The organism is Sulfurimonas lithotrophica (genome assembly GCF_009258225.1).
GTDB classification, from domain to species: domain Bacteria; phylum Campylobacterota; class Campylobacteria; order Campylobacterales; family Sulfurimonadaceae; genus Sulfurimonas; species Sulfurimonas lithotrophica.
Window position 1 is genome coordinate 1 of record NZ_CP043617.1, and the last position, 18957, is coordinate 18957.

The window sequence follows — 18957 nt, forward strand, 5'->3', positions numbered from 1 at the left end:
CTAAAGTTATGTGATAAGTCATATAGACTATATTCACATTAGTTCACATATTGGATTATATCTTTTTTTTACTTTTTTTACAATTGAGTTTATTTAGCTTTTAAACGTTAGTTGTTAGTTTATTTGTAAGCTCATCAATTTTTACTTTAAAGTCCTCATCGTTTTCTATAAGTGAATTTATTTTTTTAATAGTATGTGAAATAGCAGTATGATCTTTCATACCAAAATATTGAGCTAACTGAGGCATAGTATTTTGAGTTAGTTCGCGACAAAGGTATATAGATATACGTCTAGCATAAACAAGGTTTTTTGCTCTTCCTTTAGATGTTATTTCACTTGGTTTTATATTTAAATCTTTTGCTACAAATTTAGTAATGTTATCAAGAGTAAGGTTGGCTGTTTTTTCTTGCATCTGATCTTTTAGTACATTTTTTGTAAAGTCGAGGTCTATATCTACATGCATCAGTTGTGAATAAGCATGCAGTTTTGAGAGTATCCCTTCTATCTCACGAACATTACTCTCTATAACGGTAGCAATATAATTAATGATATCTTTTGAGAGTTTTACTTTGTTTATCTCAGATTTTTTCTCAATTATGGCGATTTTAGTTGTTAACTCAGGCGGTTGAATATCTGCAACCAGTCCCCATTCAAATCTGCTTTGAAGTCTTTTTTCAAGTCCGCCTATTTTTTTAGGATGTTTGTCTGCTGTTAGTATTATCTGTTTGCCTGCTCCTTTTAGAGCTTCAAATGTATGAAAAAATTCTTCTTGAATAGTATCTTTGTTACTTAAGAACTGAATATCGTCTATTAAAAGTACGTCACATTTGCGGTATTTTTCTTGAAATCTATCCATAGTCTGGTTTCTTACATGGCGTATAAAGTCGTTTAAAAACTGCTCAACCGTAGTATAAATTACGCTTTTGCCCTGATCTTGAAAAACATTTCCCGCTGCTTGCATCAAGTGGGTTTTTCCAAGACCGACACCACCGTATATAAAAAGAGGGTTGTAAACTTCACCCGCTTTTTCACTAACACTCTTCACTGCCGAGTATGCAAACTGGTTTGAACCGCCTACCATAAAGTTATCAAATGTATGTGAAGGGTTTAAAAGTGATTTTGAAGTTGGTTTTTCCTCTTTTTTCTTGGTTTTTCTTTTATCAAAACTGTCTTTTAGAGTTATTTTAACAGTAACGTTGTTTGATGTTTTAACTTCAAACAAATGTTCGAGTTTAGATGTATATTTATTTTTTATCCAGTTGCAAACTAAAGTATTTGGTGCATAATATACGGCTAAGTCACTGGTTGATTTTTTAGAATCATAGTCTAATTGTTTAATATAACGGTTATATTCAACCTCTGTTATCTCTTCTTTAAGTTGTAATAATATCTCTTGACCAATATTCACATAATCACCTATTTTTTAAATAATAAGTGAATAATAACTCAAACTTACATAAAATAGGGTTAAATATATGTGAATAACTAAAATGTGAATAAGTGATTAAAAGTAAAGATACTTTATTGTAAAATTATTAAAATTTATGTATTTGGGGTATAAAAGATTATGGATAGAATATTAGTAATAGAGGATAATAAAACACTTGCAAATTTAATGGCTAAAAAAATATCTTCTAAGTTAGATTTTGAAGTAGATGTTGCTTATAGTATGTCTGAGGCCAAACTTTTTTTAAAAGGTTATAAATATTTTTTAACTCTCTCGGATTTAAATCTTCCGGATGCTCCAAACGGTGAAATAATTGATTATGTTTTAAAAACAGGAAACCATGTAATAATTTTAACTTCAAATATAGATAAAAGTTTTAGAAAAAAGATGTTTGAAAAAAATATTATAGATTACATACATAAAACAGGAATAGAAGATATAAATTATATCATTAACAACATAAGAAGGTTGTCTAAAAACCGAAAACATAAAGTTTTGGTTGTAGATGATTCGGTCGTGTTTAGAAAACAGATGAAAGATATGCTCACAAATCTTTTTTTTAATGTTATTACGGTTGCTCACGGTGAAGAAGCTATAAATATTTTAGATACTACACCAGATATAAGTTTGGTTTTGACAGATTATAATATGCCTGTAATGAACGGCTTAGAACTAACAACACAGATAAGAAAAAAATACAAAAAAAGTGAACTATGTATAATCGCACTCTCAGGCAAAAGCGATGATGAAGAGATAGCGATGTTTCTAAAAAGCGGTGCAAACGATTTTATAAAAAAACCTTTTTCAAAAGAGGAATTTTCTTGTCGTATAAACAATTCGATAGAAGCCTTGGAAAATATTCATGCAATTACGAACCAATCTATAAGAGATTTTTTAACGGGTCTGTATAATAGAAGATACTTCTTTAAAGAGGTTGAAAAGTATTTTATAGATGCAGTTAATAATGATGAAAGTTTTTCAATAGCTATGGTTGATATAGATGATTTAAAAAAAATAAACGACACATACGGACATGAGAACGGAGATAAAATAATTGTAAGTTTAGCTGAAACTCTAAGAAGTGAAACATCAAAAGATGATATAGTAGCGAGATTTGGAGCGGGAGAGTTCTGTATGGTTTTAAAAGATGTATCAACCGATAAAGCTATAGATGCATTAGAGAGTATAAGACAAAAAGTACAAAATTCGGTTACGCTCTCAGATAAAAATCAAGAGATAAAATACACAATATCGGTAGGTATAGCATTAGAACATGAAAATACTTTAGAAGACACAGTCAATGAAGCAGATATGCATCTATACACTGCTAAAGAAAACGGTAAAAATAAAATAGAGCATCAGTAAAGAAATAAAATGATAATTTTGGGAATAGACCCCGGTACTAGAAATATGGGATATGCCCTTATTGAACTAAATAAAGGTAAAACAAGTTTAAAAGAGGCCGGTCTTATAAAAATAAAAGCAGATGATCTGCAATTTCAAATTCCACAGATGGTAGAAGCCTTTGATACCATCTTTAAAAACAATAAAATCGATGAAGTAGCTATGGAAGACATTTTCTATGCCCATAATCCAAAAACTACCATAAAACTTGCTCAGTTTCGCGGTGCTATCATGTTAAAGCTTCTTCAGGAGTTTGGTCAGTTTAGCGAATATACCGCTTTGCAAGTAAAACAAGCTATAACAGGAAACGGAAAGGCAAAAAAAGAACAAGTAGCTTTTATGGTAAAACGCCTTTTAAATATAAAAAAAGAGATAAAACCCTTAGATATTACAGATGCTATAGCCGTCGCGATAACTCACTCACAAAGAATAAAATTTTCAGAAAATAAAAAGAGTACTACTTAATCTAAATACTTTTTTAATATAGTTATTAAAGATTCATTATTTATAGGTTTAGCTAAATAATCATCAAAACCTTCTTCTATATACTTTTCTCTGTCCCCGCTAACGGCATTTGCGGTTAAGGCTATAATCGGTGTTTTATTTTCAAAATCTTTTTGATACTCTTTTATACTTTTCATAGCTTCAAGACCGTTTTTGTTTGGCATATTTATATCCATAAAAACCATATCGTATTTTTCTTTTTTAAAGTAGTTTTCTGCTTCTAATCCATCATTTGCCATTGTAATATCTATATCCATATCGTCAAGCAACAACTTAATAAGCATTTGGTTTGTTTTGTTATCTTCTACAACAAGTATGCTTTTATTTTCAAAACGATGAATATCTTCAGTTGTAGTTAACTCTTCCTCATTGCTATCTAAAACTTCAATATCTATAGTAAAGAAAAATCTACTACCTTTGCCTAGTTCACTCTCTATATGCAATTCACTGCCTAAAAGTTTTAACAGTTTTAGTACTATAGAGAGACCAAGCCCTGTTCCACCGTATTTTCTAGTTATAGAAGTATCCGCTTGTATAAACTCTTGTGTTATAGAAGATATTTTTTCTTTTTCTATCCCTATCCCTTCATCTTTTATCTCTATGTATAAAGAAGACTCAGCTCTATTAAACTTAACTATAAATTCAACTTCATTATTTTCATGGGTAAATTTTATTGCATTAGAAATCAGGTTTGATATTATTTGTTTTAATCTCAGTTTATCGGTTTTTATGTTTTTGGGTAATTTATTTGAAATTGAATTTACTAGAGTAACTCCATTCTCAGATGCTGCTTCACTGTATAGTTCATATATATTATCAAGTTCTTTTTTTGGATTAAACTTTGTAAATTCAAGTGAAAATTTTCCGGATTCTATTTTTGAAAAATCTAATATATCGTTTATGATGTTTAACAGTGAATATGAGGATTGATCGATAGTATTAAGATATTTTAAACGTTTACTATCTTTTTCGGTTTTTTTAAGAATTTTTATAAAACCTATTATTGCATTTAGGGGTGTTCGTATCTCATGCGACATTGTTGATAAAAAGTTTGACTTAGCTTCTGCAGCTCTATTTGCTTCATCTGCCTTTACCTCTAATTTTTTGATTAAATCTTGATTTCTATAGCTTAAAGATATAGAATTTATAACTAATTTATTCATTTTTTTTGAACTGGCAAAGGAAAATAATATATAAAGAAATAAAGTTATAAAAAGAGGATTATATATAGGGTTGTCCATAGTAGTAATAATATACATAAAGGGTGTCATAGTAAGAATAACAAAACTGATATATAGTTTATTGTTAGTAGCTAAACTAGCCGAAGCCGTTGATGTAAGTCCACCAAGCATCAGAACCAAGAAGATTTGATATACGATACTTTGGGGTAATATAACAAAAGGAATAACACCCCAAACAGTACCGGATGTTATAAGTGAGATTGCAAAATAGAATTTATATTTTTTAAAATTTTTTTTGTTGATTTTAACGGAGGAGTATTTTTTTGCCAAAAATAAACGTGCTATAACCATAAAAACAATGAAGAGATACCAGATATTTAAATTTATATCCGGCACTTCACCTCTTAGTACAAAAAATATAACAGTTGCTACACCAAAAAGACCTAGCGTTGACGAATTTAGATTATCATATAAATAGGCAAGTTCTTTATGCTCTAAATAATCTTTTTTTTCCACTTAATCCCTTTTTTTATTTATCTATTTAATTAGGTGTTCTTTCTGTCTTTCCGGTATATAATTGTCTCGGTCTTGCAATTTTAATAGTTTTTTGTTGACGTAGTTCACTCCACTGTGCAATCCAGCCCGGTGTGCGACCAATTACAAAGATTACTGCAAACATCTCTTTTGGAATCTTTAGTGCACGTAATATAAGTCCGGAATAAAAATCTATATTTGGATAAAGTCCGCGGGATACAAAATACTCATCGTTTAAAGCAATATGCTCTATTTTGTTAGCTACTGCAACTAACTCACTGCTTATTCCCAGTTCATCCATTAGTTTATCACGAATATCTTTTAGTATAGTTGCACGCGGGTCAAAGTTTTTATATACGCGGTGACCAAAACCCATAAGTCTAAACGGATCATTCTTATCTTTTGCACGAGCTATAAACTCATCTACTTTATCGACTGTACCTATCATCTCCAACTGGCGTATAACGCTCTCATTTGCTCCACCGTGACTTCTACCCCATAGTGCACCGATTCCGGCACTAATAGCTGCATATGGGTGAGCCATGGTTGATGCCAGATTTCTTACCGCCGTAGTAGATGCATTTTGTTCATGGTCCGCATGAAGAGTAAAAATAGTGTCCAGTGCTTTAACCTCTATAGGTTTTAAATCTACGTGTTTATGTGGATATGCACGCATCATATATAAAAAGTTTTCGGTAAATGTTTTGTCTAAATCAGGATATATTATAGGCATACCGTTAGAGTAGCGATAACTCATAGCAGCTAAAGTCGGAACTTTGGCAACGATTCTGTTTGCCATCTCTCTATACTCTTCAGGGGTGTTTATCTCTAAATGGTTAAAATATATGGTTGATAAAGCAGAAACTCCGGCAGAAAGAATAGCCATCGGATGTGCACGGTCGGGAAAAGAATCATATAATTTTCTGATACCCTCATGAACAAATGCTCGTTTGTTCATTTCAATTCTAAACTCTTTAGATTCCTCTTTTGTCGGTAACTCACCGTTTAATAATAAATAAGCAGTATCTAAAAAACTTTTTTCTTTTGCCATATAAGAGATATCATAACCTCTATACATTAGTTTTCCGGCTGCTCCGTCTATATAAGTTATTTTAGATTCACAAGATGCAGTAGAAGTATAACCTTCATCATAAGTAAACATTCCGGTTTCTTTATAAAAGCTTGATATATCTACTACTGAGGGTCCTATGCTTGCATCTAGTATATTAAACTCATATTCCTTGCCATCACGATTATTTATAATAGTAACTGTATTTTTAGCCATAAAAAAACCTTTTCTAGTTATTGTAGAAAATTATTATAGCATTTTATTTAGCTTCAAAAGTTTATGTAAATTGTGATACTAAATTATTTAAACTTGATTCATCAAGTGCTCCACTTATTCTATGTGCCTCTTTAGAGTTTTTAAAAATCATCAGAGTAGGAATGCTTCTAATCCCAAATCTTGCACCTAGGTTTTGCTCATTTTCAGTATTTACTTTAACGTATAAAGCTTTTAAAGGATAGTTTTTTGAACTTTTTTCAAATACCGGTCCAAACATTTTACATGGACCGCACCAAGGTGCCCAGAAGTCAACAATAACAGGAATATCACTGTTAACTACTACTTCATCAAAGTTAGAATCTGTAAGCTCTATAGGATTTGTGTCCAATAAAGACTTTTTACATTTTCCGCAATTTGCTTTTTTATAACTCTCTTTTTTAGGGATGTTATTTACGCTTAAACAGTGTGGACAAACTACACGCATCATAACACCACCGCAAATACACCGCCGCGACGGTATATAAAAAGACGTTTTTTACTTTTTGATTTTGTAGCATGTAAAAATTCTTTTGTATTTGTTATCTCTTTATTTTCAACTTGAATAACAACATCACCTATCTTAACGCCTATTCTTGCAGCATCTGATTTTGGATCAACTTTTGTAACTATAACACCTTTTACTTCTTGTGATAACATTAATCTTGATCTTGTCTGAGCGTCTATATCTCTTAGTTCTATTCCGTTATAGCTAACAGCACCACTTGGCGATATGTTTTCCAGAGAACCGAGTTTTACTTCCGCGGTTTTTAATTTTTTGTCTCGTAAAAATTTTATTGTGACTTCCGTATTTGGAGCAAATGTGCCTATTATATTTTTAAGTTCACTTGCACTTTTAATCTCTTTTGAGTTAACTGCCACTATTAAATCACCCCTGATAATCCCTGCTTTTTGAGCAGGTGTTTCATCTTCCACACCTGTAACAAGAGCACCGAAGTTATTGTTATAAAACTTACTCATATCTTCACTAATATCAGATATGTTAACACCTAAATATGCACGTGAAAATTTTCCACTCTCTATAAGTTGTTTTGCTATGGATGTAACCATATTTGAAGGGATGGCAAAACCTATACCTACGTTTCCTCCGCTTTTTGAAAGTATTGCAGAATTTATACCTATTAAATCACCTTTGGAATTTATAAGAGCACCACCTGAGTTACCCGGATTGATAGATGCATCGGTTTGAATAAAGTTTTCATACTCAACTATACCTACACCGCTTCTGCCCGTTGCGGACACAATACCTTGAGTTATAGTTTCATGTAAACCAAACGGGTTACCTAAAGCAAAAACTACGTCACCTACTTTTACGTTATCAGAATTATAAAAGCTAACGGCATTTAAATCATCTTTTTCTATTTTTATAACAGCTAAATCGCTTTTTTCATCTTTACCTATAAGTTTAGCTTCGTACTCTTTTTTATCACCGACTAAATTTACAACTATTTTATCTGCACCGTCAACTACATGGTTATTTGTAACTATATAACCGTCTTCACTTATTATTACACCGCTACCGAGAGCTCTTTGTATCCTCTCTTGAGGTATATTTTGGTAACCTCTAAAAAACTCACGAAAAAACGGATCGTTCATAAGCGGATTAACTGTTTGGGTTACATTCTTTTGTGTTGAAATATTTACTACGCTGGTTCTAACATCTTTTAAAACGTTATTATATGAAAGTATGTAGTCTTGGTTTGTTGGAAATTTTCTTGTTTCTACGTCAGAATACTTAAAATCTATACTGCCTTTTGCTTGAAGCAATGATAATCCAAGCAAAAGAACTAAAGCTATCTTTTTCATATTGTCTCCTTTATATATAAAGATAAAATCTATAACTAGTGTCTTTGAAAATTTTATAATTATTAGGTATATGAAAAACTAACCGTTATCTAACGGATGGTAAATAAGCTCTTTTATTGTTTAAAAGATTCTATAGTCTCAGCCATACCAAAGTCGGGATGGGTTTTAGAGTTTAAAACAGCTTGACCTACTGTTTTATTATCTTCATTTACTATAATAGGAGCTAAAAAGTTAACAGACGATTTTTCAAGCGGTTCTTGTATAACTACAATGTTATATACGTTTACTTTAGAATCTTCTTTTATATCTAGTAAAACTTTTAAATTTGTAGGTAAATCAAAAGAATATTCTCTAAGAACATAAGGGTTAGCCAATGTAAAAGATATATTTTCATTATTGACATCAATCATTGTTGAGAACAACTCATCTACTTCATGTATATCTACAGTCATAGTATTTTCAAAACCTAATATTTGACCCTTAACTTCGTAACTCATTTAATACCCTTTGTGTATATTTAAAATTGTCCTTCTTCATATTTTAATGATGAGGATTTTATTTTGAATGTTGAATTGTTTACCTTAAAAGCAAATTCAGTACCATCATTTTTTAAGTACACTCCCTCACTCATATCTATATGGGCTAAATTTGAACTATCTAAGAGTGAAGCATCACTGATGCCGTCAAACTCTAGTTTTAATGTTATCCAGTCATATCCTCTGGATGCATCTTGGATTGCAAAATTTAGTGTTATGTTTGTCGGTGAGTTTATGATAATATCTCTAAACTCACCATCTTTAAAATATTCAAAACGCTTTAAAAAATTTTCCAAAGAGTTTTTACTTAAAGGTTTCATCCTATTGACAACCTACACATTCCATGCTTCTATCTTCTACGTCGTTGGAAATCTCAGGAGATTGACTTCTTAAATAGTAAGTAGATTTAAGTCCTAGTTTCCATGCTAGCATATATATCTCGTTTAAGTACTTTCCGCTTGCTTTATCAAGCGTAATAAAAATATTTAGACTCTGACCTTGGTCTATCCATTTTTGACGTATAGCGGCAGCTTTAATAAGTATAGTCTGATTTAGATCATATGCCGGTGTATAGAATGCCCAAGTCTCAGGTGAAAGTTTAGGAACAACAACAGGTATAAGACCGCTTAAATTCTCTTCGAACCACTTACGTTTAAATACAGGCTCAATAGCTTGAGTAGTACCAGTAAGGATTGAAATAGAACTAGTCGGTGCTACAGCCATTAGATAACCGTTTCTCATACCTTGCTTTTTAACTTTCGCACGTAAATCATCCCACTCGTATTTCGATGCAAATAAACCACCACGGTCAACTAGATTTACCACTTCTGCATTCGCATGGTCATGAGGCATAATACCTTGGCTCCATTTTGAACCTTCAAATTCAGGATATTGTCCTTTCTCAATAGCTAAATCAGAAGATGCAGAGATAGCGTTAAAACTAACAGACTCCATAATCTCATCTATCTTATCAAAGTGTTCTTGGCTTCCCCATGTTATACCTGCTTCTGCCAGCATCTGAGCTTCACCCATAACACCCAGACCGATTGAGCGGGTTTTCATGTTTGTACGTTTTACTTTCTCAACAGGATAGAAGTTTAAATCAATTACGTTATCTAAACATCTAATAGCAGTCGGAACGATACGGTCGATATCTTCTTTTGTATTTATGCGAGATAAGTTTACGGATGCAAGATTACAAACGGCAGTATCACCGTTAATTTTTTCTTTCTCAACTACATATATCGGCATACCGCCAAGTGAATCTAAAGCGGTTACTTTTTTAGCAGGTTTTTCAATTCCGCTGTCAACTTTAACTATCTCATCCTCTTCATAGGAAACACTGTCTCCGTTTTCAAAAATGAATTTGATTTTATAACGGTTAGGGTTAGTGTTTTGAAAAATTTCCGTACAAAGGTTTGAACTTCTAATAACACCTGTGTGTGAATTAGGATTTGCACGGTTTGCATTATCTTTAAAACATAAAAAAGGTGAACCTGTTTCAAAGTAAGATGTTAGTATTTTTTTCCAAAGGTTTTTAGCTTTGATTTTCTCTTTTATTAGACCCTCGTCATTTTCAAGTTCTATATAACGTTTGCTAAATTCTTCACCGTGAAGAGTTGAGAGTTCTCTAACATCATAAGGATCAAAAAGAGTCCAGATGCCGTCCTCTTGAACTCTTTGCATAAACAAGTCGTTTAACCATAAAGACGGGAACAAATCATGTGCACGACGACGCTCTTCACCTGAGTTCTTTTTAAGATCTAAAAAGTCATTTATATCTATATGCCAAGGTTCTAAATAAACGGCAATTGCACCCTTGCGAGTTCCAAGCTGGTCAACTGCAATGGCAATATCGTTAGTTATTTTTAAAAACGGTACAGTTCCGCCTGCTGCATTTTTATGTCCGTCAATATATGAACCCATTGAACGAACTTGTGTCCAATCCCAACCGATACCTCCACCAAATTTAGACAGCATCGCCATCTCTGCATAAGAATCAAAGATACCTTCTATATTATCCGGAGTAGAACCTATGTAACATGAACTCAGCTGGTGTCTAGTCGTTCTTGCGTTTGATAAAGTCGGAGTAGCGAGCATCACTTCAAACTGAGAGATCATGTCATAAAATTTTATTGCCCACTCTTGGCGATTTTCTTCACGTTGTGCCAAAAACATTGCTATAGCCATAAACATATGTTGTGGGAGTTCTATTGGATCTGAATTTCTATCTTTAATAAGATATCTATCGTAAAGCGTTTTTACGCCAAGGTAGTTAAATAACATATCGCGTTCAGGTTTTATATGTTTGTCTAAAGCTTCAAGGTCATACATCTCTTTAAGACCTAAAAGTAACCTACCCTCTTTTTCACCTCTTTTGAAGTAATCTTCAAGTGAAGAGTAGCCTGAAAAACCGTTTACTTGATGATATAAGTTAAACATAAAAAGTCTAGATGCTACAAAAGTCCAGTTCGGTGCATCTATATCTATTTTATCAACGGCAGTTTTAATAAGGGTTTGTTGTATCTCTTTAGATGTGATTCCATCACGAAAATGAATTTGTGCATCAACTTCCAATTCACTTTGACTTACATTCTCCAAACCTTTTACGGCTGCCGATGTGTACTTTTGAATTTTAGTGATGTCTAATGGCTCGGTTCTACCATTTCTTTTTATAACTGTAATCATATATTTTCCTGATTTTTATGTTCAATCTTTTAGGTAATTATTTATAAAATAATTAGATAAAAAATCATTAATATAATCTCAGATTTTAACCATAGTTAACTTTAAAATGATTGAATTTCTGACAAATTTCAATAGAAATTTTGAAAGCTTAATAAGTATAATTTTATATGATGTTTAGCATAATTTTTTAGGTTATGCTAAACGGTTTTTAACCAAATACCCTCTTAAAAATAGCATCCACGTTTTTAGTGTAGTAATCATAGTTAAAACACTCACGAATTTGCTCTTCACTTAGTTTGCTTCTTAGTTCATCATCGGCTAACAAGTGGTTAAGGTATAATGATTCACCTTTTTCATTTGTAGTCGCTTTACCTTGTTGAATCTCTTCCCAAACTTTCATTGCATTTCTCTGAACTATTTTATAAGCATCTTCACGGCTTACACCTTGAAGCGGAAGTTCAAGTAGTACACGTTGAGAGAAAACAAGTCCGCCTGTAAGATTTAGGTTTTTCATCATGTTCTCAGGCATAACAGTTAGGTTAGCTATAACACTATTCATACGGTGTAGCATGAAATCAGTTGTAATAAATGCATCAGGTAGCCAGAAACGCTCAGTAGAAGAATGGCTAATATCTCTTTCATGCCATAGTGCTACGTTTTCCATCGCAGGGTTTGCATAGGCTCTGATCATTCTTGCAAGACCTGTAATGTTTTCTGTAAGAATAGGGTTACGTTTGTGTGGCATAGCAGATGAACCTTTTTGCCCTTTTGCAAAATACTCTTCTGCTTCATAAACTTCTGTACGTTGTAGGTGTCTTACTTGTACAGCAAACTTTTCAACCGAAGATGCTAGTAGTGCTAAAGCTGTAGCAAGTCTTGCATATCTATCACGATGTACTACTTGGTTTGAACAAGGCTCAGGTTTTAAACCTAATTCTGCCATCGCTAACTCTTCAAGCTCTAACGGTGCATGAGCAAAGTTACCCATAGCTCCTGAGATCTGACCAACAGATATAACTTCCATAGTGTCTTCTAGGTTTTTTAAATGACGTGCAACTTCATCATACCAAACAGCTAGAGTTAAACCAAATGTAATAGGCTCACCATGAATACCGTGGCTACGTCCAACCATTAAAGTAAATTTATGTTCCTCTGCACGTTTTTTGATAGACTCCATTAACATTTTTACATCTTCTATGATAATAGTTAAAGAATCTCTCATTTGAAGCGCTACACCGGTGTCAACTGCATCTGAAGATGTCATACCGTAGTGAAACCATCTTGACTCATCACCAAGAGATTCTGAAACGCTTGTATTGAATGCAATAAGGTCATGTTTAGTGATTGCTTCAATCTCTTCTATACGCTCTACAGAGAATGTTGCATTTTTTACAATTTTGTCAGCATCATCTTGAGGGATTTTTCCAAGTTTTGCCCAAGCTTTTACCGCAGCTTTTTCAACTTCTAGCCATGCAGCATATCTTGCATGTTGCGTCCAATTTTTACTCATCTCTTCACGAGCATATCTTTCTACCATCTATCTAACCTTATCTTTTTTATTTGTGTATAATTCCATTTATACGAAGTATCGAATTGTACAAAAATGTACGTAAAGATATGATTAATTATAAAAGGTACATATATTGCCATTTAAACTAAAGCGTTTTTATAGTCCGACAAAACAAAGAGCTTTTAAATTTCTTGTAAATGAACTCGGCATCTCTCAAAAGCAATCTCAACGAGATATTGCAAACGGTAGGTTATTCATAGATGGTAAAGCTATGACAAAACCAACTGCTGAAGTTGAAGGTCATTTTGAATTTGTAGTTTATGAACCAAGTACCAGAGGGTTAAAACCTATTAGAGTAGAAGATAAGTTTGTTGTCTTTGATAAGCCAAGTGGTGTATTGATTCATCCTCAAAATAGAAATACGGAATACTCATTAGTAGATGAACTAAAATATCAGTTTGGGTTAGATGCAAATATAGCACATAGAATAGATCAAGAAACAAGCGGACTAGTTTTGTGTGCCAAAGATAAGCAAAGTGAGAAAGATATAAAATCTATGTTTGAGTTTCGTGACATGAATAAAACTTACTTAGCTTTAGTCCACGGAAACTTTGAAAATGAGATAACTATAGATGAACCTTTACTTAGACGTGAAGATGAAAGTGCTATCGTTAGAATGGTTGTGAAGGTTCATAAAGATGGTAAAGCATCTAAAACATATTTTAACCCGTTAGAGTATTTTCCAAAAGCAAATATGACCCTAGTTGAGTGTAAACCATATACTGGAAGACAGCATCAGATTCGTGTACATTTGTTTCATGTGAAACATCCAATAGTCGGAGATCCAATTTATGGACAAAAAGAAGAAGATGTACTAAAATTTTTAGATAAAAAAATATTTGAACATGAGAGAATAAAACTTAGTGGAGCATCCAGACTTATGCTTCATGCATCTGAATTAGAATTTGATTTATATAATAAAAACTATAAGATATCCAGTAAAGAAGATTTTTTAAACGAAGTATATAAAGTAGTGAAATAAGCAGTTATTATTTGCTTTACTATTTAGTCCTCGATGGTCCTTCGGACAACATCTGCGGTTCCGAACCTACAAATAATAAGCAGTTATTATTTGCTTTACGGTTCTCATGTGAATAACTTTAAAAGATAAATGTATACTTTTTGTATCACTTGTTATTTTTTATTATCAAATTCTTTATAAAGCCCTGAAAATAGGACTTTAAGCTATGTTAAAGATATTTGATTTAAGTAATAATTTAGATAAAAAAACTCTTAATATATTTATAATTTTTCAAATTCTTTGTTAATATAGATTTATGTTATTCACAACTTAGAACAATGTGTGAATAATACACATAAACATATTTTATATATATAAATTATATTATTTTAAGATTATTTTTTATCACAGAAAGGATTATTTTTCTATAAGAAAAAGAGGGTATTATTACATGTATAAACGACCTTCCTGGTGTGTTGGTCGTTTGCATATAAAATAATGAATTTGTTTGTGGAAGTTGGTTGACCGAATATACGAAAACCTTAATCATCTTCTGGCTAAACATTTGTATAGCAAATGTTTGCTCATGCGATGGGTTTTCTACACTTTATTATATCTATTAATAATCTTTTTAACGCGCTTCTTTAGTTTACGTAATGCTTCAACACTAGTTTCACCGTCTGCAGTTAAGTTTTCAAAACCATCGTCAAATTGAGCCTTAGCAATCCAACCGATTTTTTTATGATATTTGATACCAACAAAGCGGATATCTCCAAAATGTTCTTCACACAAGTCATAGATGCGTTTAATACGCTCTGTATTAGTTTTTTTTGGAATGTCTGACATTTTATTCTCCTTTTTAGAATATACCGGAATTTTATCATAATAAAATTACAATTGACTAATCTTCTTTAGAATCATTAGACGTAGCTACTTTCATAAAACCAATAACACCTACTGCAAAAACAGCTACTAAAAATATTATTTGAAATATTTCAATATAACTCATGAGATTTCCTTATTTTTTTCTTTTAGCTGTCCACATGCAGCAGATATATCTATACCTTTTGAATCTCTAATTGTACATAATAAACCATGTTTTACAAGATACTCTTGAAAGTTGAGCATATCTTTTAGTTCAGGTCTGTTATATGTAGTTCCGGGATAAGGATTAAAATATATCAGGTTTACTTTTGCCTTGATTCCGTGCAAAAGTTTAACTAATTTTTTCGCAGATGCTAAATCGTCGTTTTTATCTTTGATAACCAGATATTCAAACATAACACGCTTACGGGTATCTATAGGAAAGCGTTTAACAGCTTCTATAATAGAGTTAATATTGTGAGCTTTATTCATAGGGATAAGCTCGGTTCTTAACTCATCATCTACGGCATGAAGTGATATAGCTATATGTACACCTAAATCCATTGCACCCAGTTGGTCTATTTTATTGCTCAGTCCACTTGTAGAAACTGTTTGGCGTTTACCGCTTATAGAGAGTCCGTCTTCTTCTTTAAATATCTCTATAGCCTTAGCCAGGTTATTTAGATTATCCAGAGGTTCACCCATACCCATATATACTATATTTATTTTACGGTTGTGTTTGTGAGCATTATCACGCTTAAGCGCAACAACTTGACCCACAATCTCCCCTGCACTCAAATCTCTTGTAAACCCACCTTTAGCCGTTAAACAAAAAGCGCATCCCACTTTGCATCCGACTTGTGTGGATACACAAATAGTATATTTTGCTTCATGGATAAGCTTGCCTGATTCATCGTAAACATCATCTTTCATTTTAAGCCATACTGCTTCTACGGTTTTACCGTCTTGAAGCTCAAAAAGATATTTTACTGTTCCATCAGAGGATACTTCTTTTTTTATTATTTTTAATGGATTAACTATATATTTTTTAGCTAGTTCTTCCTTTAAAGACTTAGGAATATTTTTCATATCATCATACTCAGATGCATAGTTATGGTATAACCAGCCCAGTATTTGTTTTACACGAAAGGAGGGTTTTATAATGTCTAAAAGTTCTTTTTTTGTAAAGTCAAGAAGAGACGGTTTTAGCTCTGTTATACTGATGTTAGTTCCTTAATTCTTTTTTTGACATGCTCAGTCAAGAGTTCTTTCGCTTTTGTATGATTATCCAAAAAATCTTTATGAGCATTTTTGTTAGTATAATTTGTTACACAAAAAACACCGCCTGCAGGTATATTAAACTCCTGAGCAATTTTTAAAACAGAGTAAAACTCCATGTTTTCAATTTCTACTCCAAACTTTAAAAACTTTTTTGTTTGCTCTTTACATGTAGATATATAGTTAGATGAGTTTACTATAATATCTTGAGTGTTAGTTGTGTTAGTTGATACGACGTTGTCCAAAGGTGTATATGCACAAGAATCTAAAAACCCTAACTCAATATTAGAAGCCGTTTTAGATTCTATAATGTCAAATATCTCATGCTTACCATAACTTCCTGCAGTTCCTACAAACAGTAAAAATTCCGGTTTATCAAATAAACAAAGGCGTGTTATGTTCATTGCAGATTCTATAAGACCTACTCCCATTGGAGTTGCAAAATCAAAAGTTTCGTTATTTCCGGCGCAGATAATTATGGTGTATCCTTTTTTGTAGTTATTATTTAGTAGTATAACTTTAGCAATTTAAATGTTTCACATGAAACATTTTGCTTTTGAAAACTCAAGCATACTAAATATTACTCATGAAACAATAAGACTAAAGTCTTACTGCTATACCTTCATCATTTAGATAATGTTTTAAATCCATTATATCAATCTCTTTATAGTGAAAAATACTTGCTGCAAGTGCTGCATCTGCACCATGATTAAATGCATCTTTTATATGTTCCATAGTACCTGCCCCACCGCTGGCAATAACAGGCACGTTTACAACGCTGGAAATCTGCTCTGTAATGTTAAGTTCAAATCCTGCTTTTGTACCGTCTGCATCCATAGAGGTTAAAAGTATTTCACCGCTTCCACGATCAACTACTTCCTTAGCCCACTCAACTGCATCTATACCGGTATCGACTCTACCGCCGTTTAAATAAACATTATAAGAATCGCCTGTTTTTTTAACATCTATAGCAGTAACGATGCATTGTGAGCCAAAACGTTTTGCACCTTCATTTATAAGTTCAGGACGTTTTATTGCAGCAGAATTAACACTAACTTTATCGCAACCTACGTTTAAAAGTTTGTAAATATCGTCAAGTTTTCGGATTCCGCCACCGACAGTTAATGGAATAAAAATTTCACGTGCAACTTCTGCCACTATATCAACTATAGTATCACGGTTGTCACTAGATGCAGTTATGTCTAAAAAGGTAATTTCATCAGCACCCTCTTGATTATAACGTTTAGCAACTTCTACCGGATCCCCCGCATCTTTTAAACCGACAAAGTTAACACCTTTAACAACTCTACCGTCTTTGACATCAAGGCAGGGGATAATTCTCTTTGCAAAGTAATTCAAGTACACACCTTATGGGCTTTATAGAAGCACCCTTATATAATGAACTAATTATACTACTTTAAGCTTATATTTTAATAGTAATATCTCTCTCTGAATAAAATATAAATTAATTTACAATTTATAAAAGAAAGTTATAATATAGAAATTTGTTTTAAAATATTAAAAAAGCCAAAGGCTAGTTATGGATAAAGAAGAGATAATTGAGCATCTAAGAGCGGCAAAAACCGCTCATATAAAGTGGGTGCAAAAAGCTAAGCTTTTGATTAATGGAATAGAGATTGAAAAAGATGCTATACCGGTAAATTCTACTGAATGTAAATTCGGTAAATGGTTTTATAGTGATGGTCAAGTGTTAAATGCTCTTTCTAATAATCCTATGGAGTGTATGAATTCTATAGAACAATTACACTTTGAACTGCATGATATTTATATGCATATTTTTAATATATATTTTTCAAAACCCGAAGGTGGCTTTTTATCTAAACTTTTTGGAAAGAAAAAGGAAGTAACGGAGATAGACGCTCAAAGAGCACAAACATACTTTGCAAATATGGAAGAGGTATCCAAAAAACTTTTAGATGAAATAAATAGACTTGAGAGAAGAATTTTGGCAATACCTGAAGAGAGAATCAAGGAACTTATGTAAACATTAACTAATTATAAGCAAATATAGGGTAAACTCTTGCTTATGAATGAGAATAGTGTAGTAGCCAAAAAGAAGTTTGGACAAAACTTCTTAAAAGATGAGAGTGTATTACACAAAATCATCCAATCGAAGCCCAAAAATGATAATAAGATTGTAGAAATTGGGCCTGGTTTAGGTGATTTAACTAAATATTTAGTAGATGTCGGAAGTGTAGAAGCTTTTGAGGTCGATACCGATTTATGTAAGATATTACAAGAAAAGTTTAAAAAAGAGATCAATACCAAGCAACTCCACTTAAATTGTGGGGATGTGCTCAATGCTTGGCAGAGTAGCTCAGAGGGTAATTTAATAGATGAGCCGTATGATTTGGTAGCAAATCTGCCTTATTATATTGCGACGAATATTATCCTAAAAGCACTCGCTGATACAATGTGTAAAAACATTCTTGTAATGACTCAGCTAGAGGTTGCAGAAAAATTTTGTGCAGAGGCTGGAGAGAAGGTATTTGGTTCTTTGGGGATTATTACCCAAAGTGTAGGGACGGCAAAGATTGTTGTAAAAGTTCCACCGACTGCTTTTGAACCGCCTCCAAAAATTGATTCTGCAGTTTTTTTAATTCAAAAAGATAAAGACAGATCTGACAAAGCTTTCGAGGATATGCTAAGAGTTGCATTTATGCAGCCTAGAAAGACTTTGATGAAAAATTTATCTTCTAAATATGAAAAAGCAAAACTTCAAGAGGTTTTTCAAGAACTGGGTCTCACATTAACGATTCGCCCTCATCAAGTAAATACTAAGGACTATCACCAACTCTATAAAAAAATATAATTGAAGGAG

Annotated in this window: 18 protein-coding genes; 5 read left to right on the forward strand and 13 right to left on the reverse strand. The window is 32.5% G+C overall.

What is annotated here, in order from left to right; all coding sequences use genetic code 11:
- Positions 1-100 precede the first annotated feature (100 nt).
- The gene (gene dnaA / locus FJR48_RS00005; protein WP_152306134.1) at positions 101-1408 is read right to left on the reverse strand and encodes a chromosomal replication initiator protein DnaA; all 1308 of its coding nucleotides are present in this window, start codon (positions 1406-1408) and stop codon (positions 101-103) included.
- Between the two features lie 159 nt (positions 1409-1567).
- On the opposite strand from dnaA, the gene FJR48_RS00010 reads away from it, so the two are divergent.
- Entirely contained in the window at positions 1568-2812 is a 1245-nt protein-coding gene (locus FJR48_RS00010) for a GGDEF domain-containing response regulator (RefSeq protein WP_152306135.1), read from the forward strand.
- 9 nt (positions 2813-2821) lie between these two features.
- Positions 2822-3316 (forward strand): crossover junction endodeoxyribonuclease RuvC, encoded by a 495-nt coding sequence (gene ruvC / locus FJR48_RS00015; protein WP_152306136.1) that lies wholly within the window; start codon positions 2822-2824, stop codon positions 3314-3316.
- Here ruvC and FJR48_RS00020 read toward each other — a convergent pair.
- The 8 genes from FJR48_RS00020 to purB all read right to left on the reverse strand — a co-directional run bounded on the left by FJR48_RS00020 (position 3313) and on the right by purB (position 12979).
- Complete coding sequence (locus FJR48_RS00020; protein WP_152306137.1) at positions 3313-5052, reverse strand: response regulator; 1740 nt, start codon at positions 5050-5052, stop codon at positions 3313-3315. The two genes, ruvC and FJR48_RS00020, sit on opposite strands and share 4 nt — an antisense overlap.
- 25 nt (positions 5053-5077) lie before the next feature.
- A complete protein-coding gene (locus FJR48_RS00025; RefSeq protein ID WP_152306138.1) occupies positions 5078-6355 on the reverse strand; it encodes a citrate synthase in 1278 nt (425 codons plus the stop codon).
- Positions 6356-6416: 61 nt separating this feature from the next.
- Entirely contained in the window at positions 6417-6839 is a 423-nt protein-coding gene (trxC, locus tag FJR48_RS00030) for a thioredoxin TrxC (RefSeq protein ID WP_152308338.1), read from the reverse strand.
- On the reverse strand, positions 6839-8218 hold the full coding sequence (locus FJR48_RS00035) for a Do family serine endopeptidase (protein ID WP_152306139.1): 1380 nt from the start codon (positions 8216-8218) through the stop codon (positions 6839-6841). The genes trxC and FJR48_RS00035 overlap by 1 nt, the downstream gene beginning before the upstream one ends.
- 113 nt (positions 8219-8331) lie before the next feature.
- On the reverse strand, positions 8332-8715 hold the full coding sequence (fliW, locus tag FJR48_RS00040; RefSeq protein ID WP_152306140.1) for a flagellar assembly protein FliW: 384 nt from the start codon (positions 8713-8715) through the stop codon (positions 8332-8334).
- A gap of 20 nt (positions 8716-8735) precedes the next feature.
- Entirely contained in the window at positions 8736-9074 is a 339-nt protein-coding gene (locus FJR48_RS00045) for a hypothetical protein (protein WP_152306141.1), read from the reverse strand.
- A gap of 1 nt (position 9075) precedes the next feature.
- The gene (locus tag FJR48_RS00050) at positions 9076-11442 is read right to left on the reverse strand and encodes a ribonucleoside-diphosphate reductase subunit alpha (RefSeq protein WP_152306142.1); all 2367 of its coding nucleotides are present in this window, start codon (positions 11440-11442) and stop codon (positions 9076-9078) included.
- A gap of 208 nt (positions 11443-11650) precedes the next feature.
- The gene (gene purB, locus FJR48_RS00055; protein ID WP_152306143.1) at positions 11651-12979 is read right to left on the reverse strand and encodes an adenylosuccinate lyase; all 1329 of its coding nucleotides are present in this window, start codon (positions 12977-12979) and stop codon (positions 11651-11653) included.
- A gap of 106 nt (positions 12980-13085) precedes the next feature.
- Here purB and FJR48_RS00060 point away from each other — a divergent pair, with 106 nt between their 5' ends.
- Complete coding sequence (locus FJR48_RS00060) at positions 13086-13994, forward strand: RluA family pseudouridine synthase (RefSeq protein ID WP_152306144.1); 909 nt, start codon at positions 13086-13088, stop codon at positions 13992-13994.
- A gap of 579 nt (positions 13995-14573) precedes the next feature.
- Here the strand turns inward: FJR48_RS00060 and FJR48_RS00065 are convergent.
- The 4 genes from FJR48_RS00065 to hisF form a co-directional block, all read right to left on the reverse strand.
- Complete coding sequence (locus FJR48_RS00065) at positions 14574-14819, reverse strand: hypothetical protein (RefSeq protein WP_152306145.1); 246 nt, start codon at positions 14817-14819, stop codon at positions 14574-14576.
- A gap of 159 nt (positions 14820-14978) precedes the next feature.
- Positions 14979-16055 carry a dual-specificity RNA methyltransferase RlmN gene (gene rlmN / locus FJR48_RS00070; protein WP_152306146.1) on the reverse strand — a complete coding sequence of 359 codons (1077 nt, stop codon included), beginning with the start codon at positions 16053-16055 and terminating at the stop codon, positions 14979-14981.
- Entirely contained in the window at positions 16052-16594 is a 543-nt protein-coding gene (locus FJR48_RS00075; RefSeq protein WP_152306147.1) for a phosphorylase family protein, read from the reverse strand. The genes rlmN and FJR48_RS00075 overlap by 4 nt, the downstream gene beginning before the upstream one ends.
- A gap of 121 nt (positions 16595-16715) precedes the next feature.
- The gene (hisF, locus tag FJR48_RS00080; protein ID WP_152306148.1) at positions 16716-17474 is read right to left on the reverse strand and encodes an imidazole glycerol phosphate synthase subunit HisF; all 759 of its coding nucleotides are present in this window, start codon (positions 17472-17474) and stop codon (positions 16716-16718) included.
- Between the two features lie 181 nt (positions 17475-17655).
- On the opposite strand from hisF, the gene FJR48_RS00085 reads away from it, so the two are divergent.
- Together FJR48_RS00085 and rsmA are read left to right on the forward strand one after the other, a co-directional pair.
- Positions 17656-18120: a CZB domain-containing protein gene (locus FJR48_RS00085; protein WP_152306149.1), complete on the forward strand. Its 465-nt coding sequence runs from the start codon at positions 17656-17658 to the stop codon at positions 18118-18120.
- A 42-nt stretch (positions 18121-18162) separates the two neighbouring features.
- Positions 18163-18948: a 16S rRNA (adenine(1518)-N(6)/adenine(1519)-N(6))-dimethyltransferase RsmA gene (gene rsmA / locus FJR48_RS00090; RefSeq protein ID WP_152306150.1), complete on the forward strand. Its 786-nt coding sequence runs from the start codon at positions 18163-18165 to the stop codon at positions 18946-18948.
- Positions 18949-18957: the final 9 nt, after the last annotated feature.

Bases quoted from the DNA above. Each gene is read 5' to 3' on its own strand.
- FJR48_RS00085 (WP_152306149.1), top strand. From the start codon at position 17,656: ATGGATAAAGAAGAGATAATTGAGCATCTAAGAGCGGCAAAAACCGCT.
- trxC (WP_152308338.1), bottom strand. From the start codon at position 6,839: ATGCGTGTAGTTTGTCCACACTGTTTAAGCGTAAATAACATCCCTAAA.
- FJR48_RS00025 (WP_152306138.1), bottom strand. From the start codon at position 6,355: ATGGCTAAAAATACAGTTACTATTATAAATAATCGTGATGGCAAGGAA.
- ruvC (WP_152306136.1), top strand. From the start codon at position 2,822: ATGATAATTTTGGGAATAGACCCCGGTACTAGAAATATGGGATATGCC.
- purB (WP_152306143.1), bottom strand. From the start codon at position 12,979: ATGGTAGAAAGATATGCTCGTGAAGAGATGAGTAAAAATTGGACGCAA.
- FJR48_RS00035 (WP_152306139.1), bottom strand. From the start codon at position 8,218: ATGAAAAAGATAGCTTTAGTTCTTTTGCTTGGATTATCATTGCTTCAA.
- FJR48_RS00045 (WP_152306141.1), bottom strand. From the start codon at position 9,074: ATGAAACCTTTAAGTAAAAACTCTTTGGAAAATTTTTTAAAGCGTTTT.
- rsmA (WP_152306150.1), top strand. From the start codon at position 18,163: ATGAATGAGAATAGTGTAGTAGCCAAAAAGAAGTTTGGACAAAACTTC.
- FJR48_RS00010 (WP_152306135.1), top strand. From the start codon at position 1,568: ATGGATAGAATATTAGTAATAGAGGATAATAAAACACTTGCAAATTTA.
- FJR48_RS00050 (WP_152306142.1), bottom strand. From the start codon at position 11,442: ATGATTACAGTTATAAAAAGAAATGGTAGAACCGAGCCATTAGACATC.
- FJR48_RS00065 (WP_152306145.1), bottom strand. From the start codon at position 14,819: ATGTCAGACATTCCAAAAAAAACTAATACAGAGCGTATTAAACGCATC.
- fliW (WP_152306140.1), bottom strand. From the start codon at position 8,715: ATGAGTTACGAAGTTAAGGGTCAAATATTAGGTTTTGAAAATACTATG.